The organism is Sulfurisphaera ohwakuensis (genome assembly GCF_009729055.1).
Taxonomy (GTDB): domain Archaea; phylum Thermoproteota; class Thermoprotei_A; order Sulfolobales; family Sulfolobaceae; genus Sulfurisphaera; species Sulfurisphaera ohwakuensis.
Genome location: NZ_CP045484.1, coordinates 1,767,919 through 1,794,597 on the forward strand (window position 1 = coordinate 1,767,919; position 26,679 = coordinate 1,794,597).

Below are 26,679 nucleotides of genomic sequence, written 5' to 3' on the forward strand. Positions count from 1 at the left end.
ATCTTTTAAAATTTTCCTTATAAGGACTGTTCTTAAACAGTCGTCAAATTCAATGCTGTTTGTAAAAAATGGTATTTATAAAAATAGTTCTTCCTAATGTGATTCACTGAAAAGAGCTAAAAGTGTAAAGAGCAAAAATTGTTTTTTAAACATTTGTGTGTAAAGACTGTGATGTCCTTGTAAGTAGCCCAACAAATACAAGTTATTTATCCTTGCATCTTCTCGAGAAAGATAACATCATTAAGTGGGGTTTATTTAAAGATGATTAGACATATTAGTAATAATTTGATATAATATTACAAATGTTTTGGAAATTTCATGACTATATGAGAACAGTTATATCTCCCTTCTCTAAAAGCTGCTCAGCCTCTTTAATCCAATCTCTTAATTACTGAGGCTAGGTTGACAATGTCTCTCACGTATTTTACAACGTCTTTTATTGAATTAGGGCTTAAATTTGTAGTTGTTAAGCTTACAGAGGCTGACCAATCAATGATAATCCTTTCACCGTATATTTTTGCCAACTCGTTTACAGCTTTATTTAGTGTTTCCAAATCCCAACCACCTTTAGCCTTAGCCTCATTTAAAGTACTAATCTTATTTTCTACAGCCAGAATCTTTATTGCCTCCTCTACTGCTTTATAGTATTTTTCTGAAGCTTGCACAATATCTCCTTTCTCTAAAAGCTCATCAGCCTCTTGTAGATAAGTCTCAGCAGATGTTAATGATCTTAACATATATTACTCTTTCATAAGGTACTATAAAAATATTTTATACTATACGATATTGAAAATCTGAAAAAATGGGAAAATGAGATAAAACTCTTTGATAGCATATTATTAGTATCAATTTATTAAATGATTTTTCTATTAAAGAGTAAAGTATTAAAAAGTAATATATAAAAAACACAGAAATAACTTAATGAAAGCAGTATGATTACATAGATATTAATCAAGATGAAATAAAGAGAAAAAAGTAAAAAGTATTAAGCTTCATTCATCTTTTCCTAACTAAAACTGCTGATAACCCAACTACAACCACTATTACTACCGCACCTATTATGATATATGTAATAGGTAGGTTTGTAGATATTTCAGTAGAATTATTCATTGAAGTTTGTGTCATTTGTGTAGATATAACTGGTTTAGTACTAATAATACTGATAGACCCAGATAAAGAATTCGTTACGTATATATATCCGTTAGAGGGATCATAAACAATACCTGACGGACAATCTCCAACTGTTATATTCGCTATTACTTGATTTCTTGAAGGGTTAATAACTGAGACCATGTTAGATTTAGTATCTGTAACGTATATGTATCCATTACTAGGATCATAAACAATATCTGACGGGCCTTGTCCAATGGATATATTAGCTATTACGGTGTTGCTACTAGAGTTAATTACAGAAATTGTATTAGACTTAAAATCTGTAACGTATATGTATCCGTTAGAAGGATCATAAACCATACTCAATGGATCTTGTCCTACAGATATATTAGCTATTACTTTGTTCGTAGAGGTATTAATGACAAAAACTGAGTTAGACCTAGGGTTTGCAACGTATATATATCCATTACTAGGATCATATAAAATACCTGATGGAATTACAATATCATGAGGGATTCTTCCGAGTTTTATTCCATGAATTATTTCGTTTGTAGAGGAATTAATAACAAATACTGGAAATAAGATAGAACTACTTGTGATATATATATATCCGTTAGAAGGATCATAAACCATATTATCCGGTACTGTTAAGGGAGAAAGTAATGCATTAGTTATATTCATTATTACTTGGTTAGTAGAAGGGTTAATAACAAATAGGCTTACTAGACTTCTGACGTATATGTATCCGTTAGAAGGATCATATAATAGACTCCATGGATGCCCTTTAATTGTTATATTAGCTATAACATGATTTGTAGTAGAATTAATTACAGATACTGTATCAGACCCAGAATCTGCAACATATATGTATCCGTTACTAGGATCATAAATAATACCAAGTGGGCCAAGATCACTCTTAGGGCTTATTACATTACCTTGTAGTAGTGTGTTATTGTACAATATTAAAGTGTATTTCACATAACCTACGTTGGTATTTGTATTAACATATGCAACTATTATTGAGCTTAGGTTAGGTAAAATTGTTAAAAACATTAGTATTAGCAATATCTCAATTATTACCCTCCTTACATTACTATTGACCATAACAAAAAATGAATGAAACTCTCTAATATTTTTTTCCATAATAAAAAAGTCATAGAACATTTTGACATTATTTTATCTTAGATTTTGAAGTGCAAAATCCTCTCCTTATTATGTTATATAATTTCAAGATCTAGTTTTAAGTCCTATTATTACACTTTACAGACATTTTAAAGGTAGGATTTTCCATGGAAAAGGTTTTTATATAATTTGAAAAAACGTTTTTCCCTCTAAGGTGTAACAATAAGTATAGCCTTTTCGAAATAATTTTGAAGAGTAAAAAGCTTACTTAAGATGTTGGATAGTAGGAGCAACTGTATATTCCCTATAAACACAATTTCGCATTTGCATCAATACGAATATATAGTTAATATGGGTAAAAATCTTCTCTGAGTTGTTTATATTCTTTAGAACGAATCTATGATCAGAGCTGATTTACTCAAGTCCTATTATATAAAAATTTAATATATTTAATTTTCTTAATAAATGATTATATGAAAAGAATAGTATTAGTGATTCTAATAACATCTATAGTGGTTATCGGAATTGTAACAGTCCTAATGATCCATATATTCGGTTATGTAACAGTAAATAAAAAGTATGTGATGCCGTTAAAACTACATTTACATAATATTATGATAAATAATGATGTAGGAAATGTTGTAATTACTCAGAGTCAGAATCCTAAGCTCATAATCCATATAATTGCAGAGGGATTTTTCTTATCTGGTAATATTTGTACCTTATTATATGGAGAGGTAAACGGTACGTTATTAGTAGCACTAAGATTAAATCAACCATATTTAGGCCTGGACACTCTTTATAATTTCACTATATATGTTGGTCTTCCAAGCGTTGTGCTTCACGACGTCAATGTTACGATAGATAACGGTAATATAAAGATAGAAAAATATAAACTTCAAGAACGCTGATATTACAGTAAAGAATGGAAATGCCGAAATAGAAAATATAAATTCCACGAATATTCACATAAATGGTATAAACGGAAACGTGAGGTTAATAAATACTACTATATCTGTAATTAAACTTAATAATGTAAACGGAAATATTAGAGCTGAAGACGTTTACTTCTTCCACGGTTTAATTGAGACTCTAATCGGAAATATAGAGCTAAAAAATGCCATAGGGAATTACCTTAAAGCCTCTACCACAAACGGTAATATTTTCGTGATAGTTAACAAATACTTCAATTTGACTTATTACCTTACTACAAGGAACGGAGATATTGAAATAACAGCCCTACCCTCTATACGCATAGTTACATATTCTGGTGTGACATATCCTCCACCGGTAATATATGCTTATACAACTAATGGAAATGTAGATGTGAATACGATCTGAACTGTTATGTTATTAGTTTACACGTTGTACCGTTAAAGAGATAGGGTATTCTGTAACCTTAGGTTTTTTATACTTAAAATTTTAAGGAAAACAGAAACCTTATAAATTACACATACATGCAAGTAGAATAACTTGTCCTTTAACACATATTCATTAACTAGGGCACGTAAGTATTGATTATGTTACTCTTCACATTTCAACGGCTCTTGTTTGTATATCTTAATAAGTCCACATTTCTACTACTATAATCACTAATTATTCTAAATTTATTTTCGTAAAATGCTAATTTTTATACTAGAAAATACTAAAAGTATTAGACTAGATTATACCTTTCTTATTCGCTTAATTTAAAAATCATAGAATTTATTCGCTAGCACAATCTAAGTTATAACTATATTCTTCTACTTCCTATACTAAACGGACATTCATTAAAGGAGTGTGAACATCAGTTAACCTAAACGGCAGTGGCAGCTACCGCATAAAGATCTTTAGGGATTTGTTCTCTGATTCAGTGAACTCACGTTATTTGGATCTCTAAATGTTAATAGGATTAGATAAATTAAAAAATGACTCCTCTCCTTATAGCTGCTAAGATAACTTCAACAATTGTGCTAAACATGATTAGAGAACCTTTAAGTTCTTAAAAAGGGTAATTCCCCACTCATCTTAAGAGATAACTTTAATTACCTTAAAGTATACCAACATATTGGAGGGACTCCAACCCCGCAAGGTGGCGAGGGTGCCACCATATTGGGGGCAATGGGGGTTCCTCCTTACTTTTTCTGCAATCCTCCTTATAAATAATATTTATTAATATAATAAGATTCTATTGAATCCAATCTTCACTTAATAATTAACCTGAAATGATCTTTGAATGGCATTTATAGGAAAATCCTTGCAGCTTAAGGGGACCTTGAAAACTTTTTAAAAATTAACCAAACAAAATATCGGATGAATACAAACTCATTACTCCAAGCGTATTATAAAGCACTTCGAGAAGCATTACAATTAATCAATTATGTGGCAAATTAAAAACTTTATCGGTAGTACTGAAAGTCTTGTATTACCAAGGAAAAGTAGAATAACTGCTATACTGTATTTTTCTACAATTTTATTAAACCACTAATCTTAATTAGCTTGTTTATAGCAAATTATGAAATGGCAACCAACACATTTATGCCGTTGCAAACAGTTTCACTTCTTAACACCTTTTACCATAACCTCTCCGAATCCTATTGCCCTAGATTTACCCACTCCTATATAATTAGAATAAGCTAACAACTTCCTAATCCCTTCTCTTAAAGAGCTGTTCCTCCTAGCTTCTAAAGTAAAGAGTGTCCATCCCACAAACCCCCTTACCTTACTTTTATCATAAATTACCGTAACGGGCTTTAAGTTGTAATCGACCTCCTTAAAATAGTAAAGTGCCCTACTGTAACTTATTATTATCTTCTTTTCTTGGTATTTATTCCAATGCCTCTGTATTGAAACCAGAAAGTAAGGTGAAAAAGGGAATAATAAATACCTATTCTTCTTCCTCTTAAAGTTAGGTCTAGGAGGTTGGATTAGGGTAGGGGTCTTAAACTCAATCTTATAAGCCTTAGAATCTTCTATCTCCACCTCTTCAAACACTTTAGTCTCTCCAACTTCAACAGAAGCCTCAGCACTGTAAACCTTAGTATTAAAATAAGGGTTAGATACAATTTCTTCAAAGAGGTTAATGTCGAGACTAGTCAAATCAAAAAAGTAGTTGATTTGGGGCTTAAGCCTTAATACATTTCTGTCCATCCCCTTAAATATCGATCTCCCTTCTTCGTCTTTAATAACAGTAACCCTAACTGGCTTCAAAGGCTCACTACTCTCCGAAATTTTCACATAAGAAGGGTAATTGTTCATCACAATCCTGGAAACTTTAGAGGTAAAAGGCTGTACAATTACTTCATCCTTAAACTTAAGCGAGAACCTAATCCAAAATATCAATTTAATATAAATTAGGTAAAGAGTTATATAGCCTTTTTCATAACCACAGCTTAAATTAAACTTTTCAAACTCGTAAACTCGCATATGAAGCTCTTAAAACTCTCAGAGTGCGAAGGTCATTTGATGAAAAACAATGCTTATCACTTTACTTTTCATAAAATAAAACTACATATAAAAAAGCATAGGTGATTGTGTTCTAGTTTAAGGAAAATGTTAAAGCTTTTATTACTCCATTATTAAGTTTCATTTATGACTGAAGAATTTAAAAAGTGGTTTGCTGAATTCCTCAATAAGATTGCCGAGAAGATTAAGAAGGGGGAACAGTTAAGTGATATGGAAATAGAAATAGTGGTAAATTACGTTTCTAATTTACAATTATATGAGCACGTAGATAGGAGGATTAGTGATATTGAGAGGAGTTTGAGAGATGAGATAAGGAAGACAAGAGAAGACTTACTAGCTAATGATGAGAAAGTAAAGCAGGAATTAATAAAAGAAATCAATACTGCGAAAGGAGATTTAGAAAAGAAAATAAAAGATACTAGGACGGACCTTGAGAAGAAGATTGAAACAACACGAACAGAACTCAAAGCAGATATGTCTACGATAAAGGGAGATTTGGAGAAAAAGATTGAAGGAACTAGAGCGGATCTAGATAAAAATATCGAAGACACGAGAATAGACCTTGAGAAGAAGATTGAGGACACACGAAAAGATTTAGATAAAAAGATTGAGGACACAAGGGTAGAGCTTAAGAGTGAAATAAATACTGTAAGACAAGATTTGGAGAAGAAGATTGATGATACACGAAAAGATTTGGAGAAGAAGATTGAGGACACAAAAACAGAACTTAAGGGTGAGATATCTACAGTTAAAGGAGAGCTGGAGAAGAAAATAGAAGATACCAGAGCAGATTTAGAGAAGAAGATCGAGGCTACCAGAAGTGATTTGGGTTTAATTGCTGAGGAGGTTTATATTAAGAATTTTGTTGATTATTTAGATAAGGCAGGAGAGAAGGTTATTAGTGTTTATAGGCATTATGAAGTTGGTGATGGAGAGGTTGATGCTCTTGTTGAAACTCAGGCTAAGGTTTATGTTGTTGAGGTTAAGATGAAGGCTGAGTTTAAGGATGTTGATAGTTTACTAGTTAAGGTTAAGGCAATTAGTGAGGAGTATAAGGGAAAGGACATTATCCCAGTCTTAACTGGGTCAAGGATTAGTAAGACCGTTAGAGGTTATGCAAAAGGCCATAATGTAATGGTAGTGTAATTTATAAAAACTAACTTAGTATAGTAGTTTAAGGAATTCCTTACTAAACTATATTATAATATTTGCTCATGAAATAACAAATACCTTGAAACTACTCCCTTACTCTATTTGGTTTATCACAAGGAATTTTTCAGCTAATAAAACAATACCTCTACATCTGTTTAACGTAAAAATGTAACGATTTTCCTATAAGTGCTATTCATAGCGTTAAAGAATACATTCAGTTTCAACAAGCTTAAATTATTTTACCTTACTTCATTCAGAAAAATCGTTGCTAACAGTTACCAATAAACCATGAAATTTATATACTTTATACACAAAGTATTTTTAAGAAAGCTTGCTATCAGTTGTGGATGGATTTTCCGAAAAGTAGCAAGTTGTCATATAAGATGTGCGGGTTTCCATAGATCCGTGAACGGGTATGGGTTTGGTGTTACTCCGCTAAAGGGACTGAGAAGGATGAGCAAGACGAAGCCCCGTGACGTTGATTAAGCAGAAGGGCTAAGAATCGGATATAAATTCAATGAAAGCCCGAACCCCTAACAGATTCAGCCAATTCTTATTTTTGGACCACAGGTTTGTTCTTAAACTCATTAAAATCATCAACTACTGTAACGTTAGGTGAAGAAAGCGCGTTTCTCACAATCCAATAATCCTTATTCTCGTAACAGATTACTTGATAGTCCAATTTAATCCCGTTTAGTTCTTCAGTGAAGGAATAAGGTATCTCTAACCCTTTTCTTCCTAAACAATTCTCAGTTATTATTAAAACATCTAAATCGCTAGCAGGATAATAATTACCTTTAATCCTACTGCCATGTAAAATGATAGCTACTTTACCAAATATCGGTCTCAATTTCTCAGCTAACTGACTGAAGAAGCGGGACTGTTCTCAAACAGTCATGAAATTCGAAAAATATTTGTAAAAATATTAGTGTACTCATAAAAAGTCTTTTTTCTAATATAGTTCGCTGAAAAGAACTAGAAGTACAAAGAGCAAAAATTGTTTTAGGAAAAACTTATGTGCAAGGGTTACGAGATTTTATGGGGGTTGCGAGATGAACCTCGTAACCCTTGCACAATTAATATTTTTGATTTTGAGGAATTTAAATTTTAAGCCAAGAAAACACGAGCTAGAAGACCTTGCTTATGCAATAGCAGCATACTTACTAGGAGTACAAGTCACTAAGTTGGGAATACCACCATCAACACTACACTAAAAAACTTGGGGTAAGGAGGAGAAGAGAAGAGAAACCGCCATGCCCCTCATGCAAATCAAATAAAGTAGTAAAGAATGGATCATCTAGAGGAAAATCAAAATACAAGTGCAAAACTTGCGGAAGAACATTCTACCAAACAACTAACCACAAGATGAGTAAAGAACAGAAGGAGAGAGTATTGAAGGACTACACGAATAGAATGAGCATGAGAGCAATAGCAAGGGTTGAAGGAAAACCGTTAACAACAATATAAGGAGAAAAGGAGTAGAAGCCTATGCTCACCTACTAATCTTACGAGAACAATTAAAGAATCTTACAGCAAAAGTCACGGTAATTGATGAAAGTTGGACTTACGTGAGGGTTAGACATGGACAAAAGAGGGAGAACTTGTGGATATGGAATTCATTACAAGATGGTGTACCCTTCTTCATTACGGGTGATAGGGATTATAGGACTTTTAGTTACCTCTTGAATACCCTACCCAAAAGCGAAGTATATTACACTGATGATTACTCAGTCTACCAAGTACTCAACAATCACGTTGTAGGTAAGAAGTATACATATACTGTGGAGAGTTATAATTCTTACTGTAGGGCTCATTTAGCTAGGTTAGCAAGGGATACGAGGGCTTTTAGTAGGAGTGGAGTCATGGTTGAGTATAGTCTTGCCTTATTAGATGTCATGCACCCAGTAGTTTATTCAAGGGAAAAAACATTCTTGAATCAAGCTTACTTGAAGGGGATACAGTATATTAGAAGTAAACTGATATAATATTACAAATACTTATCGAATTTCATGACTGTTTGAGAACAGTCCCCCTATTTTTATTCATTATGTATTAAATAATTGGAGAGATTTCTATGTTAGTTAGACTTTATAACACAAATATTATTCTATTTTTGAACATAGAAAGATTATTGCATCACAAACTAGGAGTATATATATTTTCGGTTTAACTTTAGCAAAACCCAACTAGATAATCTTTCTTGCTTCTTCATACATTTTTATAACTTTGCTCACATATGACGTTATGTCATCAATTGAAAGTTTAGCCTCATGGAAACCCCATATGTGTAAGAAGTAAGCACTGTTCCACCCGTCTAATATCCATTCACCTACTTTTTTAGCTAAGTTGTTTACTGTTTTCCCTAAAGTATATGTGTACCATCTCCCTTCTTTCATTGCTTGCTGATATTCCGGAGTTTTTAATTTCTCAGCTAGGGCTTTTACTATTTCTTCAGCAACCTTATAAGCCTTTTCAGAAGCTTGTACAGCATCACCTTTATTTATATAATCTTCCAGCTCTTTCATATATTTTTCAGCTAACTGAACTCTTAGTCTTATGCTTTCCTCAGGGTCTACTTTTGATAATGCTGTTAAGAGTACATCTTCCACATTAATTCCCTTCTCTTCGACCTTCTTTACCAATTCTTCCATATGTTATATTAATAAAAGATGAAAATAAATGTGTAATCGAAGCGATAGTATCATCACTCGGGTACTTATATTTCTATATCTAAATTAAGATATACAGAACCTTATCTTGACATATACTCTTTATAAAGATTTTAATTAATTTGTGCTCTAATGGCAACATTATAAATCGAAGTTATCAGTTTTTCATTGCGGTTTCCTTTTGTCTCAATTTAATTATTAACACTAAATTAATGTGGAGAACGAGTAATGACATATAATAAGTGGACTATATAATAAAGAATAATTTAATTCTTTGTATTATTTATTCATTGAATTATATTAATTTAAAGGAGAATATTATAATTCGAAACAGAACAGCGTATCACAATGCAAAAACGTATAGTAATGAAATTATAATCTAAATTACATAGAATATTTTAACCATGTTGTATTATTTATTCACTGAATTATACTAATTTATAGATAAAATTACAATTCACGATAAGCCCGTGAATCAGTTAACCCAATTATTTCGTCACAGAGTTAATACTGTCTGAGAGAATATTACAATTCAAAGATCCTTGAATCCCCCCATCTACTGATATAACGTAAATTTTTTAACAAAGAGTATTCTTATATATTTTATGGAGAAAAAAACAAATTACTTAAGAAAGGAACTTAGCCTATTAAATTTAGTAATAATTGGTATTGCAGGTGCTGTAGGGACCGGAGTACTATTTAGCTCTGCTGGAATGGCAGCAGTAGCTGGTCCGGTAATAGTAATATCTTGGCTCCTTGGAGGTATATTTTATTTATTTATAGGCCTTACTTATGTTCAACTAGCGTCCTATTATCCAGAAGCTGGAGGACCTTCTAGGTACCCATTATATTCTCACGGAAGAATCACTAATTTAATAAATGCCTTTTCTGATCTGATTTGGTATTTGTTTATTCCCCCTATCGAGGCTTTAGCAGTAGTAGAAGGGTTAAATTATTTCACCAGTAATTACAAGATTGTTTTGATTAACAGTAATGGTTTTCCTACACCATTAGGAGCTGTAATAGGAGTTTTAATTATGCTACTCTTTATACCGTTTAATTATTATAGCGTGAGATTTTTTGGTATGTCCACAACCTGGTTCGGAAGCATAAAGCTCTTGCTATACTTGGCTGTACTTTTAGGTTTTTTAATTTATTTCTTTCATTTCAGTAATTTTACAGCATATGGAGGATTTGCTCCCTTCGGTTTTGCGGGAATATTCAGTGCGATTCCATTAGCGATGTTTGCATTCGGCGGAATAAGGGTAATACCAGATTATGCAGAAGAAACTAAGGACCATAGTGTATTAGGAAAAGCCATAATTTATACTGTACTAGGACAAACTGCGATTTATGTTGCATTTGCTATTGCATTTATAGCCGCATTAGATTGGAAAGGTTTAGGAATTTCTCCAGGAAATTGGGCGGCTTTGAGTAATCTCCCGGGAAATCCGTTTATTGACATTGCTGGTACCAGAGAAGTAATTCTCTTGCTAGTATTAACCGGAATTATAGGAATCATTGGTCCTTTTGTCACTGGCTATATTTATCAAGGTGGGGGTATGAGAGTTCTATTTGCTATTAGTAGATCTAGGTATGTTTCTGAAAAAATCCAGGAATTAAATAAATATTCCATCCCACTCTGGGCATTAATAGTATTTGTTATAGTAGGAGCAGTTGTTGCCTATATTGCAGCACCTCTTCCAACAATATACGGTTTAATAAGCGATTCCGTAGTAGCAGGTTATATAGGTTTCTCTGCAAATCCAGTTGCAATGCAAGCGCTAATATCTAAAGGTAAAATGAAGCCAATGATAGCTGGGTCTAATATAGTCTCTGCACTGGCATTTATTTTCGCATCTTTAATAATATATTGGAGCGGTTGGCCATCAGTACCTTATGCAGTTCTATTGCTACTTATAGCTTGCATAGTCTTCTCGGTAATTTATAAGGTAAAAGAAGACTTATGGAACTCCATATGGTATATTGCTTATATAGGCTTCTTGACTTTAATGACCTTCATAGGTGATAATGGAGCTTTAGCAATACTAAACTTTTATGAGGCTTCTGCAGTGACAGCGATAGCTTCATTAGTTTTCTATTATTGGGGTATAAAGTCTTCAAAATGAGTATTTTAGAATATAAATATGATGTATAGCTTTTAATCTTGATAATCTTTATGAGAGAAAACTAAACTAAAATTTACTTTTGGCTATTTTCTTCAAATTAGTGTGTATAATTTTAAGATTAGCTTTCTCTCATAAGACTAGTACTATGGAGTATTTCAAAAGAAGGAAGCTCTCATCCATTTAGCCCCTTAAGAGAAAAATGGGTGTTATTCCTATAACAGTATCCTTAAGCTCCCATAATAGATCTGAGAAAGAGTGTCATTAATATCATTACACGTTATCCCAATTTTTGTAATGTCAGTATGGGAATCTCTTTTTTCTGAGATAAATAATAACATTAGTCAAAATTGAATAAAAGCAGTATCATTCAAATAAGACCACATATATTTTATGATAACAAGTATAATTAAATCAATTTTTATTATAAAAACAGGAAATATTGAATTAATTTCACGCGATTAAAAAGGAGTACATAGAGTTAAGCTGAAGTTTGCAAAAATCAACTCCCCAACTTGAGGTAAACCTTGTGCAACAACTCCCCTCATCTCCTTGAGGACTAGAAAATCAACAATAGCTTGAGAAAACTCCCACAACCTCACCCTCCTCCAAGAACGAACCAAAACATTCAAGAGAAAATAGGAAAGAAGAACGAGAACCAACTCCTTCCCAACATCACAAGTCCTAGTCCTAACCCTAAACTCCTCCAAAGAACGACTTGAAAATCCAACATGAAAAGTAATTTATAACCTATTTGCTGAATATTATTTTGGTGAGGGAGACCGAGTATTACCATCTTGCTCTCTCACGTGGTAATACAAGATCTCCCTCATCTTAAACCTTTCTCCAATTTATTAAACCATTTATATTGTTGTGAGCTACCCCGCCCTGAAGGGCGGAGCTTCCTGCTTCATAGCCCCACCTTGCCCGTAGCTTTTCGCTACGGGTAGAGGGTAGAGCTCCACAGGCACTAAGGATGGCTCCCACCCCGATCTCTTCAATATGTTTAAGGAAGCATTATAGTCACGATCAGTAACCCAACCGCACTTAGGACAGCTGAACACACGGTCAGTCAAAGTTAACTCTTTCTTTACGTACCCGCATTTGGCACACATCTTTGAAGTATATGCTGGATTTATTAACAACAGTTTCTTTCCATATTTTTCCAACTGATATTCTAGTATTCTCTTCAACTCATGGAATGCAACATCGTGTAACCTCATCCTCAACTTCCTTTCTGACTCCTCCACCAGTTGTTTAACATCTATATCCTCCATTACTACAACGTCATAATGTTGTGCGAACCACTTACCCAACTTCATATAGAGGTCTTGTCTCAAGTTCTTCAAGTGTTCATAACCCCTAGCTAACTTCACTTTTGCTTTAAACCAATTTTTCGACAAGAACTCTTTCCTCGAGAGAACCTTGTGGAGTTTCCTTATCTTCTCAAGTGCCTTCTCATAAGGTCTCAAGTTAGGGAAATAGAATCCATCACTCGTGGTTAGGAGTTTCTCTACCCCAACATCTATTGCAACTACCTTACCAGTCTTTGGGAGTTGAGAGAATCCAACACCTTCAACCATGAAGGAGATGTACACTCTCTCTGAACGTGTTAGTTTAACTACCACCCTCTTTACTTTATCAAGCGGGAAGTCCCTATGAACAATGACCTTAAACACGCCGAGATTTGATAACCTCAATAACACCAGCTTCTTCTTATTCTTCCTACTCTTAGTCCTTATTTCCCTGCTCTCAAGTATTTTCCATCCACTTTGTGGGTAAACAAGAGAGTAGTACTTATGGGGTTTCTTCTCCTTAGGAAAGTGTGCTAGACCTTTGAAGAACCTATCCCTAGCATCGTAATAACGATCGGCAATTTGCTGTACTACTTGTGAGTAGAGTTGTTGGTACTCCTTATCTTGCTTTCTTAGATCTAGAGCGAGTTGTCTTAACTCCGTTTGTGTAAGACCCTTTCCGTCCCTTTGGTAGAAATAGATATCTGCCCAGCGTAGGGTGTTGTACATCTCACATGCTAACCTCAACTGGGCTTTTAACGCCCTAATTGTTTGATCGTCAGCATATGCACGAAAGCGGAACCCTACGTTGGGCATTAATAAAATGTTCGAGAGTGGATTAAAAAATATTTCTACAAAGGGGGCTATCCATCCCCGCCTTAAAAGGCGAGGTTTTTCGCCCCCTTTGAACCCCTAAACTTTATAAATTCCCTTATATTCATTATTCTAATATCATCTTATAAGGATTATTTTTTGTAAAGTGATTTTGGGTCTACCGAGTAGCAAGGTTTTTTATTCTATTAATTTGAGATATACTTAGGTATGTCATTAGCTAATGAGATTAAAAAGGTCCTTATGGAGAACCCCTCTATCTTAGCAGATGTACTGGCATCTAGGCCTGAAATTCTTTATCAAGTCTTGGCAAAGCTTATGCCTTGGCAGAATTTAGCCACAAAGCAAGATTTAGAGGAAGTAAAAACTACGTTAAGACAGGAAATAGAAGAAATTAGGAAAAACATGGCAACAAAAGAGGATATAAGAAATATGGCAACAAAGGACGATTTAAAGAACCTAGCTACTAGACAAGAGTTGGAGGAAATAAAGAAAGTAATGGCAACAAAGGACGATATTAAGGACATGGCCACTAAGAAGGATATTAAGAGGTTAGAGGTATGGATTAGTGCCTTAGGTGCTAGATGGGGTATTACTGCTGAAGATGTTTTTAGGCAAGGTATTGTAGAATTATTGTCTGATGCCGGTTGGAAAGTCGATAGAGAGATTATTTTCGATAAAGATGGTTTTGTTTACGGTTATCCCTCTGAGGTCGAGATTGATGTTGTTGTGAGTGATGGCAAGGTTATTTTAGTTGAGTTGACCGCCTCATTAAAGAGGGGCGAGTTAGTTCAGATAAGTAGGAAGAGGGAGTTGTATGAGAAGTTAAAGGGTAAAAAGGTATCTGAGGTTATTGTAGTTACTCCTTTTATAGATGACAAAAATGAGGAAAGGGTTATAGCCATAGCTAACTCCTTAGGTATTAAGATAATTAAGCCCAGTGAGATAAATAGTTAAGATAAACTTCATGACCTTAACAATTTGGACATAAATCTAGATGTATAATTATTTAAGTATGATGAATTTTACTACTTTGTTAAATTTTCTCCTTCGATACATAGATTTTTACCTTTGTAATTCTATTGAAACCTAAAACTTTATGATAAAGTTTTATGTTATCTTAGCTGTAGTATTTTACTTTAATTATAATCCGCAAATTGATAGTCGAAAATTCAAATGTTAAAGCCAAAAGTTATAACGTAAGTTAAGGGAGTGAGAAAGTTAAATCAAGGGAGTTGATATTCCTGAATTATTTTCAAATATAATTAGCTAACATAATTAGATTTCTATATTTTCTAATATATTAAGCCTTTATTTTCTATGAAACAAATTATTCTATTACTGCTTCGTTTACTAACTTATTCACTCCTTTCCGTTTTCTGCGAAGTCTTTGTAATTTTTTATTTAGTATAGCTTAAAGATGGGATCCAAATTATTATTAAGTATGGTACCACTTTTTGTAGATAAGAAAGGAAAGCTCAAGTTTTTAGAGGAGAAGTAAGAAAAAGATAGGGCATGACTAATAATTATGGAGGAGAAGGATAAAGAAGACAGAAATAATTAAATAGCTCGTTGGGAGAAAAGAGCTATTTACCATTTATGTACTTCAGACGGACTGACAAGTAATATTAACAGGCTTAAAGAGGAATTTGCAGTATTCATGGGATATTTTAAGTCCATAAACGAAAGTTTAGACGAGCTTTTAATGTACTTTGCTGTTGAAGTTAGGAAAAAGGTAATTTTGACAATAGATGAATTTCAGTATTTGATATAGAGCAAATAAATATGATTTCGATATTCCAAAGAGCATGGGATGAGAAATTAAAAGATAACTGGTCTAGCTCTGAATTCCCGCATTTTGGTTCAGAGACTCTGAAGACTTTAGTATAACCCTTAATTCCTCTACCACTCTTTCTCTCAAATCTGTGGTACATGTATTCTTCCTTAAAGCTCTTTTAACCGTTCTGTTTGGCAACTTAATTACCTTTCCGGGAAAGTCCTTAACTTCTCCGTTGGTGATAATAAATACTCCACCTACCGAGTATATAGATCCGTCTAATTCCTGCTCTCTTTCGCTAATGACATCCAATACGTTTTCGATTACGGAATTCTTTAAAAATTCCTCGTTTGTCAGTTTTACATCTCCTAAAAACACCTTGCCGTGGGATATTAAAACAATATCAATTTGCCTTTGCTTTGATGAACCTTTAACCCTTTTCCCAGTATCGTAAACTTTCTCTATTTCTAAGACCTCTTTAGACCCTTTAATACATTCTCTGATAATTGCTTCCAGGCTTTTTGAGGCATCTTGAATATTCTTTATTTCTCCAATATCTTTAGCAGTTGACTTAACACATTCAAGGTCATGTTTACACTCATACAATAATTCTTGATAAACTTCTTTAGCCTCTATTATTAATTGAGCGATTGTCATGTTTGGGTCAAAGACTTCCTTAGCTAAATTTTCACCTATGTCTTTACACATTTGGGAAAGTATTTCTACTGCATCTTCTTTTGTTAAGGGCTCCAGAATTACGGAGTTCTCCCTAATTCTCCTTATTGTTGCCTCATCCTTTATTGAATTTAAGACAGATGTAGGAGAGGCTACAGCTAAATAAGTTACGCCGGAATTAATTATTTTGTGTATGTAAGGATAGTAATGTTCTGCTCTTGCTTCATCTATAAGAAGGACTGTATTAAGTTGAATACTTCTTAAATCATCAAGGAACTTTATTAACCCGTCTAATCCTTCATATACGTTACATTCAGGAAAATTTATGGAGTAAATTCTCACGAAAGGGTTATCTATACCCTTCTTACACTGGGACTTCATCCATGCTATAAAGTCCTTTTTCAGTTTGGTAAACCCCTTATAGCCGAATTCCTCTTTTCTGTTAACGATCTCAGTATTAAGCTTTTCTTGTATACCAGATGTCTTCACAAAAGACCAGAACTCATCTACGAAGGGTTTATCTGAAGACATGTCAACGAATATTGGAAAGTAGCCCATAGCCTTTAAATCCACACTTAAGTTTAACAAAATCGTGGTTTTCCCCATTCCTGGATCTCCGAAGATGAAAGTTTTCTTATTTTGTAAAAGTCTTTCCTTTATCATTTTATAGTAGTTCTTGTATTTGCTACCGTATATTTCCCTATAGTTAGTGCTCCATAAACTTACTGTATCTGGAGGGAAATTGCATGACGTTTTCTTCACCTCTTGATTAAACCGAAAATTACACCGTTCTTTACAATTCCCTCTTCTCCTCCACGAAATAATTTATAGTGGGACTGAATGTAATTAGAGTAACGTGAGTAAAACTCTTCTTTACTTAGCCCCATCCTTTCCCGTATATCCTTTAAAGAAGCGATGCCCATAGGATTTTTAACTTCTTCAAATATTTTATCGAAATCCATCTGCTGAGTATAACCAAGCCTTTGAAGAATGATATCTAACTTTCTGTTTATCTCGTTTAAAAGTCTCGTGATATCTTTATTCTCGTCTCTTCTTTTTTCTTCTTTCTTTTCTTCTTCTTTTTTCATTTGCTCGTTCAATATTATTCTTGAACGACCATCCTTCCATCTTTTTATAGTTATTATTCCCTCTTTTTCCAATTCCTCCAATAACTTATCGCTAGCAAACTTCACTTTAGACCTAGCAATACTTCCTCCATTATTTCGTAAAGCTTCAAGGAGTCTATCTCTGACATCATTATAATCTTTCATAATATTAGATATAAAAAATGGGTTTTTATTTTATTATTACGTGTTTTATACTTTCCGTTCAATTTATCATGGTAAAGTCATCGTTATGTAGATTGTTGTAGCAAAATTTTTTGCTATATAATATTAAGTAATTAATATGACAGAATGGGTTACAATCTCAACTAAGGTCAGAAAGGAAATAGCTGAAAAAGCAAGAAAGTATGGTATTAATATATCTGAAGTGTTAAGAAAAGCTTTAGAGGATAAAAATAGCGAAGAAGGAAGAAGAAGAGGCTAGAAAATCTTCTAGGAGGATAGCCGAGGAATTAAATCTATCTGTAAAAGATGTTGTGAAACTTATTAGGGAGGATAAAGAAAAGTGAAATACGTTTTAGATATGTCAGCAATTATCAGTTTAATCCAAAGGCTTAAGGATAGATCGATAGATCTCTTTAAGGAGTGCATAATGGTTGACTTAGTATATTATGAAATCGGGAATTTCCTTTGGAAGATTAAAAGACCTGACTTATTATCTGACTTCTTTAACGTTGATTTTGTAAAATCCCTAGCTTTCTCTTAAAATCAATCGGAGTTATAGAAATATTTTAGCAATTATGCAAAACTCGTTATCTTAGAATTTTCCGAGAGAGGCAATCACTAAGTTCAATGAGGTCTAACCATACGTTATAATAAAGTATAAAATACTCTAGGTCTAAAGCATAAGTGTGGCATTAGCAATTTTTAACATGATTCTTGAAGGAGAAGTAAACGTTAAAAATTTTCAAAAATTTTTCAGTAACATATTAGCAGCCGCGGAAATACTGTCTCAAGCACCTACTGAAGAACCTTTAAAATCTCTATATGAGAAATACGCAGAAGAAGTAAAGGGACTAGAAGAGTTGAAAAGTAAAGACGATATTTTCTATTTCTCTTATTTGGCACACAGATTATTTGATGACTATCTTAATAACGGCAAGCTGAAGAGCTTACTTGAAGAAGTTGATAAGTTAAAAATTGATAAAACTCAGTTATCAAAGAAGGAGGAAAAAGAGGTTAAAGACGATAAAAAACTAGAGTCACCAGTATATTGGATTTTCAAGACACATGATTTACTTGGTCTGCTGAGGAAGTTTAACTCGGTTAGGGATAAAGAGTTTGAGTCCGAATATTTAGGAGTGAAAGTATATGTTACTATTAAGCCTAATGAAGAAGAGATAGACCTTTACGACCCTTTAATCTTCTTCACTAAGAATAAACCTAGGTTGGGGATAAAATTCGGTGAAATTGCTGTAGATCCTTACGAGATTAAGGTACTTCAGATATATGAGAGCAGGGAGTACTTCATATTATCTATGATGGAAAAAATCTGCGGAAAATTAACCTTAAAAACAAAAATTGTACCAGAGATTACTAACGTCTTTACATTTAAACATACTGCATTTTTGACCAGAGCGTTGAGATATACCCATTGGGCATTAAGAACTTCAAAGCTGACCCTAAGTGAGGTCGTTAATCATTTGCCGTTCCTTCTGGGTTCCATTAATAAGCCCAAACAGTTCGTTAATGAGGTATTGAAGGACTGCAACAGAATGCAGACAGAGGGGATAGATTGGGACTATATAAAAAAAGAAATTGAAAATTTGGGTTGGTATAACATAAAGTTGCCCAATAAACCTAGTAGAAAGGAGGACAGAAGTCTAAATAGGCTGAAAGACTTTTATGATTTATCTGAAAAGCTAGGAAATCCTATAATGTTAATAGCATATCTACTTACATCTATAATATTTGTTTACGAAGTTAATGGCTATGATTATAAACAATTGTTTGAGATCTAGAATCCTCGGGGAGCCTTCATTCAACTCTGGGTATATTATTCATTTCTAAATTCATATTTTTCTCTATATCATATTTAGAAAAATCTTTCTAAAAACTATTTTGAGACCGCACATAGTGGTTAAATTTAGTCTCGATTGCTTCATTTGGAAAATTATATGAAAAGTATAAGTGATGCAGCAAACTTATTTTTATTTTCCTTAGCATTAATTTCATTAAATATTTTATTTGATACGAACATTGGTATCCCTCTTATTTCGTTCTCTAAATATTCGTCCATTTTCCATATCTTTGTTTTCTCTCCTTTTAAGTAGAAGTATGCTTTAAGTACTGGTATCAAATGGTGAATAGGAACTAATTTCTCTAATGTATATTCTAGATTTTCTATTATGGGTTTTCTTCCTATTTGAATAGCCTCTACTTCCTTGAAGAACTCCTTCTTTTCCTCTTCACCACCTATCAATGCTAAGGCTGCCTTGTAAAGAATCGCTTCATCTAACTTTGGTATTGTTTTCTCAACTTCCTTATATAATATCAGCTTTGATATGAGATAAGCTAATCGTATCCTTTCTTCTAATTCCTTATCCTTAATGTTTTTAGCCTTAGAGTAAAACTCTATAATATCCTGCAATGTGGACTTATATTCATACCTCGAAGCCAAGAGTGCGCGAGCTAACTTTACTTTATAGATTTCAAACAATACTTTTACGTCTAAATCGCTTAGCTCCTTTTCTTTAACTAAAGTCTTATAGTTTGGTTCAACAAGTGAGTCTATGAGCTCTAAAGCTTCTTCAAATTCACTTTCCGAGTCATAATCATTAAACATCATAATGCCAGCACCGAACCTATATGTTTTCACGTTTTCATCTATGAAGTGCAATATATAGTCCCTATCGCTCATCGGTAAATCAAATATGATATCGAATATAATAGATAAGGTCTTATTATCTATATTTTTAACATACTTGACAAATTTTTCGTATAAAGGGTCAATATAAGAGTAATATTTAACTGCGGCATATGGTACTTGATGCTCAACCTCAAATTTCCCTAAATAAATAAATGAAAGCAATGTGGCATAGATCTCCACTGGATCTTTTATATTATTTATCGTTATTTCTTCAGCAAATATTTTTTCTGGCATAAGAACCGGTGAAATGGCTAATTTGGCGTAATCTGAAATTTCTGCAATCTCTTCCAGGTGCTCTTTGTTAAGAGCCATGTTATGGTAAGAAAAGTATATAAAGTTCATTTTTGCATAATCACGTATTAGCTCCTTATCTTTTGTCTTCATTATAACGTTATATAGCTTATCTTCAAACTTAGAAAGTATATTCACTTCTTGATTAATTATATAAAAACTTAGAAAGTATATTCACTTCTTCTTCATTAATTATATAAAAATGTAATATTCTAAATGCTTTTTCTCAAACATTCTATATTAACACTCTCTGAAGAGAGAATTCTATAAATAGCTGCGTAGTAATCTACTCTGGAGTAATAAAGTTCTAAAAGTTTTTTCTTTAATTGACTCTGTATTTTACCTTGAAGGAGTTCCTTAGAGTTGATTTTATCTTTTTCCCCATAAATTACGTCTTCAACATTCCTTAATGAGTTACACACAGTACTCAAGCTCTCTCCTAATTCCAAATCTAACTCCTCTATAATATCTGGGTCATAGAGTAGTTTTTCTGTTATGAGAGAATAATAGCCTTCCGCATCCCTCACAAAATCACTTATTTTAACATCTGGAAAAATTTCAGGATAAATTAGATAGTCAAAAAACACTTTTAGTAAATCATCTTCAAGTTTTTTCTCCTTAACTTCTTTAACGAGCTCTTCCCTTACTTTTTGAATAACCTCTTTCTCCTTAGCCTTTATCTCCTTATTTTCCTCTATTTCATAATCTTGGAAATCAAACGCTGAAAACCATTTTACAAATGTATCGTCTATTTGCTTATTAAAGTACTTGAGGATAATCTTACTTACCCTTGTGGGAAAAGGTAAATATTCTTTACCTAAAATTAAAAGAGGGAGATAATTATCGATTAACTCTTTATTGTTTCCGAAGATCGTGCTTGTAATATAATTAGTCATATCAGACCTATACTGCTCTTCGATCCATCTATCACTCTTATTATATTTCAGTTTATAAAGGTAATAATAGTGGCGGGGAATGCTAATATTATACTTCCTCCTGCGTAGTTTATTACTCTTCAAATATAAATAATCAATGAAGTCTTTAATATAATCGTTCGACTTTATTACTTTACAAGTTAGGGGTAAGGAGAGGTAAATATCATTTGTTAGAACAGCAATAAACCTTTTGTCTTCCGACGTTAATTTGTTCTTCAGTTCAAGTAAATCGTAGCTGTTATAGTCTACAACCTCACCTAAATTAGTCATAGAGCGTATATAGTTTGCCAAAGTAGACTTACCAGAATGTATAGGACCAACAATACAAAGATTATCACCGTTTAAAAGTATGGAGGCACCTTCTTCAGCCAATCCAACAAAAAACGGGTCTACATAAACTAAGTTAGCTCTCTCACCCGCGGGTCTTATCTCCTTTCGACTAATTATTTTCTCAGCAGTACCGGGCAAAAGCTTGAGAGCAGAGTCAAGCCTATAGTATACCAACTCTTTCCAAGTATCACTTAACTCTTTCCAAGCTTTCTTAAAGTCAACATTCCTAGGTATAACTTGCTGTAAAGCATATACCACACTATCCTCACCGCTTATATCCCCCTTAGGGAAAGAGTAATATAATCTCTTTAGTCCTAATACAAGTTCAAGGGTTTCATCGAGTCTACCTTGCTTATATAGTTCAATTCCCTCATCAACCAATTTAGGTATAACAGTATAGTAATTAGGCATGGCAATAGTTGAGTACATTAGAATTCTTGAAACAACCTTATCATCTTTTATACCGCTATTATATACCCTCTTAATAGCATCTAAAGCCTTCATACTAACCAAATTTCCTCTTAAATCCAGATATAAGGACTTAAGGGAAGGTTTATCAGCTACTGACACTTTACCTAACAAAAGATCTATTATGTAATTCCTTCCCTCTATAATAGTATTTTGCACTCCTTTAACCCTTTCCCTCCATTGGTTTAACTCGTCTACACTATTAAACTTCTTGGGTAGTTCAATAAATTGTATCCCTCTTTTCTCACAATAATCTTCACAAGCCTCCCTAATGAGAGTAGTCTTCCCGCTAAAAGGTAAACCTCCTATTAATGCCTTGCCTCTCCTAATCAACCTTCTGATCTCACTAACCTTAAAAATTTCCCTCATGTTATATTTATGTCTCAAAAGCAGAATTTAACTATAGATGTTTTAGACCTCTGTTGATTCGTCGTTTAATACTGATTAGTAGTTTGAGGAAATTCCCTTACAATAAAAAGTTATGATATTTTCTCATGAGCTAATAAATATTTTTAATTTACTCCCTTACTTTTTATCCCTTAGTGAAAAGAAAATTTTAGTTAATAAGAGGATCTTTCTTGTAAATTTTTAACGTATAGCATTTATTGGAAAATCGTTGCATAAGATAATTCTTACAAAGAATTTTCTAATACTTATATCTAATTTCAGTAAATAGGATAAGTTATATCGTTTTTATAGTAACAGTACTCATTACTTAAGCTGGTGTATTTAAAAATTATCTTATCGTTAGGATTTTACGTAAACTGCTAAACGTAATGTAAAAATGTCACGATTTTCCTATAAGTGCTATACTATGTTAAAAACATTGATAAAAATAGGTGTTTATCCGTGGCATAACTTATCCTTACTTTTAATTCTACAACAGATCTTCTAAATATGTATAATAATAGCAGTTATTCTACTTTAACGTAACTTAAAAGTTTTCATCAAACCTAGAGCACCCCCTAAACGAATTTCAACGAACCGGAGAAACTCCTCCACACTCCTCAAGTTAAGGGAGCTAATCAAATCTCTAACCGTGTTAACCACCATCACGAAGAGAAGCAAGTAACCTTGAAGCCTCTTCCTCTTTAAGAAAGAGGAATCTTGCATACCAAGAGCCTTAATATCCCTATGAAACTTCTCTATCTCCCACCTAATCCTCCAAGTAGCCTCTATCTCCCCATCACTCAAGCTAAGATCAGTAGAGTACAAATTCAGCCTATTAGATTTATATTCCAGTACTAACAACTTTATAGTAATAACTCGACTCTCAAGGGTTAGGTCAGCCAAGTAAGAGCCTGGAGGGAGATCTCGGACGTGGATGTGCCCCTCCACATCCAACGTCCCCCCTCCCTCCAAACACCTAACCCTTAAGAGCCTCCTATTAGACCTCAACTCAGAAACAACACAACCCCTCACCAACTTCTCAGACCAATACCAAGAATCAAACACAACCCTAGCTATAGTGAATTTACTCTTGAGTATCTCAATTATTTCTGCAGCCATCTCTATCTTTGTCTTGAATTCGCTCACCATCCCGCTTTCCCACATTTTTCTTGTTGCGTATGGGAACGCGCCGACCAAGTAGTTTTTTCCCGTGGCTAAGTCGATAAGGCTATTGTGAGTATTTGTATTCCTGGTTCGAATTTCTTGTGTGTGGAGCAGTAGAAGATGTAGTTCCATATCTGCTTGCTATTTCTTCTATTCTTGAGTATGGTTTGTGGTCGAATGTGTCGTCTATTATAATCACTACGGGTCCTACTATTGTTTTGCTTAGTGTATCAAGGTAGTGTTTCCATGCTTCTTCAAGGCGTTCTAGTGCTTCTAATAGGTTTGCGTAGTTTAGTCCGAATGTTATTGCTGTGTTTCTTATGCTTGCTCTTCCTCCTATTAGTGTCATGAGTGTTAGGCCTAGTGCTACTTTTCTTTTGAGTCCCTTCATTCTAAGTATTCCAACTAGGTGGTTGAATGCCTTGATGAATTCGCTCCTTGCAACTTCTAGTTCTTTCTCGTTCTTCATACTTTTTAATCAATTATGTGGTAAATTAAAAACTTTATCGGTAGTACTGAAAGTCTTGTATTACCAAGGCAAAGTAGAATAACTGCTATATAATAAGAAGACTATTGTTTTCTTTAAACTGTGCACAGTATAAAATTATGAAGGAATCTATTATGCACAAATTGAGGAATGAGTAATAAAAAAGAGATTAAATTATACTACTAACAATCCCAGCAAAAGTCCCATTTAAAACGTTAGCCGCTATTATTAATCCTATATAAGTCTGTATATAAGGTACTCTGAAAGCTGCTGGTAAAAGTGAAAACACTAAATAACCCACAGCTACAATTATAGCTAATTTTCTTACAACCATTAGTGAGTTGCCCTCAATTTTGGTTCTAACGGGGTATGCAAAAGCTACCATTAATCCTAATAATATTAACTGAATAACGCCCAGTGCTGGAGATTCTATCAATGAGACTATAGGTATGATACTGAATGAAGTCGGTGGATAGAAAACCTTTACTATAAGATATGCAATCCCCATTAAGATCGTTAAAATAAAGGAATAACCTATTCCTGCCGCTATATTCCAGCTTAATTCCCTACTGTTTATTACCTACCACCCCCAAATACAGCCTTAAGCGCAGATTGAATTGATTGTATTTGAGGTTGGGCTGGAGTTCCAGTTGGTGTCCCTGGAGCTTCAGTACGAGTAGGTGGACTTGCATGTGTTGGTGGGGTTCCGAACGGAATATAATACCCGCCTATTACTATTGTAGACAATTGAGGGAAATATGGGGTACCTAATGCCATATTAACGCTTGAAGGGTCACTTCTCTCTGCCAAAATCCTTGCTAAGCCTAACCTAATTGCATCATTTATTTCTATTCCTAAATCCCTTAACTGTAATATTCTCCTCAATTCAGGATCTTGAGGTATTAGCTTTGTCACTCTTACAGAAATTAAGTCTATCCCTATCTCATTAAGGAAAGTCTTTAGCCCCGCAGTTACTGCTGTAGATATATCAGAAAATTTCTTATAAACATCTACGAGCTTTACGTTATTCAGAACTTGACTTACTTCTTGATCTATTATTGGATTAATATAACCGGCTAAATCAGCGTCTTTAAAATACTGCGAACTGAATTGTACATTTGTTACCAGAAGGGAAGGGTTCTGCACTCTAAAATACACTGCTACTTCATACTCCAAGGGGACTAAATCATCAGTCTGGCTTATCCCAGCAACTCTAACTTCATGCCTCGTCATGGATACGAAATAGACTACTGTATCGTAAGGTAAAGATGAGTACCTAAACTTTGAAAGAAATGCCGAAAGTGGATTTGCTGGAGATTGAATATTATGAGTTCCTGGAGGAAGGTCTGCGGCAATTTGTCCCTGAATTACAACTATACACCTTTCAGTAGGTTGAACAATAAATAATGATTTTGAGGTTATATTCTCTTTTGGAAATCGATAAATTATCGTGTCTTGAGTCATTAAAGAGGTTCCATTTTCTAATTCAGTACTTATAACTTGAGCTCTGAGTGACATTTCAAATCTAATAACTATTAGATGTATAAATATAAAAAGATTTTGTGTATGAGAGAAAAGAGAAGAGCTCATCTACACATTCTATATAGGCACCACATCTAATGCATCTAACAAACTTTTGAAACCATAGGAGGTGTTAAAGTATTTATCTCGCCTCATGTGGGAAGAGTAGTTTATTCCTATTTATTATAACTTCCCTCAACTTACTTATCATAGAAAGTATAACATCAACATTCTCTGCAGAGGTTGATAGGTTTAATATATCATTAGCAATACTAACCATTTGTAAGTCATTACTCACTATCTCATCAAGTTGTTCAGTCTGTATCTTATACCTAGCATAAACATCTGCTCCACCACCTTGTTGAGACCCTATTAGCCCAATTATTGATCTCAACTGAGATTGTAAATACTCCATTTTCTTTAAAAGAGGAGAGAAAGGTTCTATAGAGGCTATTTGAGACTCTTGTTGAGCAATATTATTGATTGCATTCTCCAACTTAGATATCGTAGATTGCCTGATTAGAAAATCATCTTGCCTTACTAAGTCCTTAACTTTATATCCTCTGTAGCCAGGAACGAGTAACTGTAACTTTTCTAAGGGAGTCAACTCTTTGGGCATAATTTAATTTTTAATGTGGAGATTAAAAATATTTTTAGGAGAACTTAGTTAAAAAGTAGATGAGTGAGTAGCATTTATTGGAAAATCGTTGCACAAGATAATTCTTACAAAGAATTTTCTAATACTTATATCTAATTTTAGTAAATAGGATACCCTAGACCCCAATTTCATCACCCCGAAAATAATTCAAGAGAGTTAAAAAATAGATAAAATAATTTAGCTAAATATTCTTGCAAAATAGTAATATTATCTTGCAAGAGCAAGATGGTTAGGAGTA

The 26,679-nt window shown here is 33.5% G+C and carries 21 protein-coding genes and 4 pseudogenes; 9 read left to right on the plus strand and 16 right to left on the minus strand.

Annotated elements, in window-relative coordinates; genetic code table 11:
• Positions 1 to 371 precede the first annotated feature (371 nt).
• Positions 372 to 737, minus strand: a complete 366-nt coding sequence (locus D1869_RS09810; protein WP_156014946.1) for a PaREP1 family protein — start codon at positions 735 to 737, stop codon at positions 372 to 374.
• 259 nt (positions 738 to 996) lie between these two features.
• The gene (locus D1869_RS09815) at positions 997 to 2,217 is read right to left on the minus strand and encodes a YncE family protein (protein WP_184651076.1); all 1,221 of its coding nucleotides are present in this window, start codon (positions 2,215 to 2,217) and stop codon (positions 997 to 999) included.
• 491 nt (positions 2,218 to 2,708) lie between these two features.
• On the opposite strand from D1869_RS09815, the gene D1869_RS09820 reads away from it, so the two are divergent.
• Together D1869_RS09820 and D1869_RS09825 are read left to right on the plus strand one after the other, a co-directional pair.
• Positions 2,709 to 3,146, plus strand: a complete 438-nt coding sequence (locus D1869_RS09820) for a hypothetical protein (protein ID WP_156014948.1) — start codon at positions 2,709 to 2,711, stop codon at positions 3,144 to 3,146.
• A gap of 37 nt (positions 3,147 to 3,183) precedes the next feature.
• Entirely contained in the window at positions 3,184 to 3,576 is a 393-nt protein-coding gene (locus D1869_RS09825) for a DUF4097 family beta strand repeat-containing protein (RefSeq protein WP_231113812.1), read from the plus strand.
• A 1,194-nt stretch (positions 3,577 to 4,770) separates the two neighbouring features.
• Here D1869_RS09825 and cas6 read toward each other — a convergent pair.
• Entirely contained in the window at positions 4,771 to 5,640 is an 870-nt protein-coding gene (cas6, locus tag D1869_RS09830; protein WP_156014950.1) for a CRISPR-associated endoribonuclease Cas6, read from the minus strand.
• A gap of 165 nt (positions 5,641 to 5,805) precedes the next feature.
• Between cas6 and D1869_RS09835 the strand changes: the two genes are divergently transcribed.
• Positions 5,806 to 6,825, plus strand: a complete 1,020-nt coding sequence (locus D1869_RS09835; protein ID WP_156014951.1) for a hypothetical protein — start codon at positions 5,806 to 5,808, stop codon at positions 6,823 to 6,825.
• A gap of 559 nt (positions 6,826 to 7,384) precedes the next feature.
• Here D1869_RS09835 and D1869_RS09840 read toward each other — a convergent pair.
• Positions 7,385 to 7,681, minus strand: coding sequence for a nucleotidyltransferase domain-containing protein (locus D1869_RS09840; protein WP_156014952.1), 297 nt, complete (start codon positions 7,679 to 7,681; stop codon positions 7,385 to 7,387).
• 167 nt (positions 7,682 to 7,848) lie between these two features.
• On the opposite strand from D1869_RS09840, the pseudogene D1869_RS09845 reads away from it, so the two are divergent.
• Positions 7,849 to 8,816 (plus strand): annotated as a pseudogene (locus D1869_RS09845) (IS1 family transposase).
• Positions 8,817 to 9,017: 201 nt separating this feature from the next.
• On the opposite strand, the gene D1869_RS09850 reads toward D1869_RS09845, so the two are convergent.
• A complete protein-coding gene (locus D1869_RS09850; protein ID WP_156014953.1) occupies positions 9,018 to 9,482 on the minus strand; it encodes a PaREP1 family protein in 465 nt (154 codons plus the stop codon).
• A 623-nt stretch (positions 9,483 to 10,105) separates the two neighbouring features.
• Between D1869_RS09850 and D1869_RS09855 the strand changes: the two genes are divergently transcribed.
• Positions 10,106 to 11,629, plus strand: a complete 1,524-nt coding sequence (locus tag D1869_RS09855; RefSeq protein WP_156014954.1) for an APC family permease — start codon at positions 10,106 to 10,108, stop codon at positions 11,627 to 11,629.
• A gap of 458 nt (positions 11,630 to 12,087) precedes the next feature.
• Here the strand turns inward: D1869_RS09855 and D1869_RS15160 are convergent.
• The 3 genes and pseudogenes from D1869_RS15160 to D1869_RS09865 form a co-directional block, all read right to left on the minus strand.
• Positions 12,088 to 12,342 (minus strand): annotated as a pseudogene (locus D1869_RS15160) (ISH3 family transposase); the annotation flags it as partial.
• A gap of 2 nt (positions 12,343 to 12,344) precedes the next feature.
• Positions 12,345 to 12,422, minus strand: a pseudogene (locus tag D1869_RS15825) (DUF4322 domain-containing protein); the annotation flags it as partial.
• Positions 12,423 to 12,504: 82 nt separating this feature from the next.
• On the minus strand, positions 12,505 to 13,737 hold the full coding sequence (locus tag D1869_RS09865; protein WP_156014956.1) for an RNA-guided endonuclease InsQ/TnpB family protein: 1,233 nt from the start codon (positions 13,735 to 13,737) through the stop codon (positions 12,505 to 12,507).
• A gap of 225 nt (positions 13,738 to 13,962) precedes the next feature.
• On the opposite strand from D1869_RS09865, the gene D1869_RS09870 reads away from it, so the two are divergent.
• Entirely contained in the window at positions 13,963 to 14,709 is a 747-nt protein-coding gene (locus tag D1869_RS09870) for a PD-(D/E)XK nuclease family protein (protein WP_156014957.1), read from the plus strand.
• Between the two features lie 880 nt (positions 14,710 to 15,589).
• Here the strand turns inward: D1869_RS09870 and D1869_RS09875 are convergent.
• The gene (locus D1869_RS09875) at positions 15,590 to 16,966 is read right to left on the minus strand and encodes a hypothetical protein (RefSeq protein ID WP_156014958.1); all 1,377 of its coding nucleotides are present in this window, start codon (positions 16,964 to 16,966) and stop codon (positions 15,590 to 15,592) included.
• Positions 16,963 to 17,475, minus strand: a complete 513-nt coding sequence (locus tag D1869_RS09880) for a hypothetical protein (protein WP_156014959.1) — start codon at positions 17,473 to 17,475, stop codon at positions 16,963 to 16,965. Before D1869_RS09880 ends, D1869_RS09875 begins: the two co-directional genes overlap by 4 nt.
• 136 nt (positions 17,476 to 17,611) lie before the next feature.
• Here D1869_RS09880 and D1869_RS15525 point away from each other — a divergent pair, with 136 nt between their 5' ends.
• The 3 genes from D1869_RS15525 to D1869_RS09895 all read left to right on the plus strand — a co-directional run bounded on the left by D1869_RS15525 (position 17,612) and on the right by D1869_RS09895 (position 19,289).
• Positions 17,612 to 17,752, plus strand: coding sequence for a type II toxin-antitoxin system CcdA family antitoxin (locus D1869_RS15525; RefSeq protein ID WP_231113592.1), 141 nt, complete (start codon positions 17,612 to 17,614; stop codon positions 17,750 to 17,752).
• Between the two features lie 81 nt (positions 17,753 to 17,833).
• Positions 17,834 to 18,034 carry a hypothetical protein gene (locus D1869_RS09890; protein ID WP_156014960.1) on the plus strand — a complete coding sequence of 67 codons (201 nt, stop codon included), beginning with the start codon at positions 17,834 to 17,836 and terminating at the stop codon, positions 18,032 to 18,034.
• A 166-nt stretch (positions 18,035 to 18,200) separates the two neighbouring features.
• On the plus strand, positions 18,201 to 19,289 hold the full coding sequence (locus tag D1869_RS09895; protein WP_156015948.1) for a hypothetical protein: 1,089 nt from the start codon (positions 18,201 to 18,203) through the stop codon (positions 19,287 to 19,289).
• A gap of 152 nt (positions 19,290 to 19,441) precedes the next feature.
• Here the strand turns inward: D1869_RS09895 and D1869_RS09900 are convergent, their stop codons facing one another.
• From D1869_RS09900 to D1869_RS09925, 6 genes and pseudogenes are all read right to left on the minus strand, one after another.
• Entirely contained in the window at positions 19,442 to 20,626 is a 1,185-nt protein-coding gene (locus D1869_RS09900; protein ID WP_231113593.1) for a hypothetical protein, read from the minus strand.
• A 74-nt stretch (positions 20,627 to 20,700) separates the two neighbouring features.
• Positions 20,701 to 22,590 carry a P-loop NTPase family protein gene (locus D1869_RS09905; protein WP_156014961.1) on the minus strand — a complete coding sequence of 630 codons (1,890 nt, stop codon included), beginning with the start codon at positions 22,588 to 22,590 and terminating at the stop codon, positions 20,701 to 20,703.
• Between the two features lie 555 nt (positions 22,591 to 23,145).
• Positions 23,146 to 24,244: pseudogene (locus tag D1869_RS09910) on the minus strand (transposase).
• Positions 24,245 to 24,431: 187 nt separating this feature from the next.
• Entirely contained in the window at positions 24,432 to 24,770 is a 339-nt protein-coding gene (locus D1869_RS09915) for a hypothetical protein (RefSeq protein WP_221267154.1), read from the minus strand.
• Between the two features lie 68 nt (positions 24,771 to 24,838).
• On the minus strand, positions 24,839 to 25,780 hold the full coding sequence (locus D1869_RS09920; protein WP_156014963.1) for an SPFH domain-containing protein: 942 nt from the start codon (positions 25,778 to 25,780) through the stop codon (positions 24,839 to 24,841).
• Between the two features lie 145 nt (positions 25,781 to 25,925).
• A complete protein-coding gene (locus tag D1869_RS09925; protein ID WP_156014964.1) occupies positions 25,926 to 26,402 on the minus strand; it encodes a hypothetical protein in 477 nt (158 codons plus the stop codon).
• Positions 26,403 to 26,679: the final 277 nt, after the last annotated feature.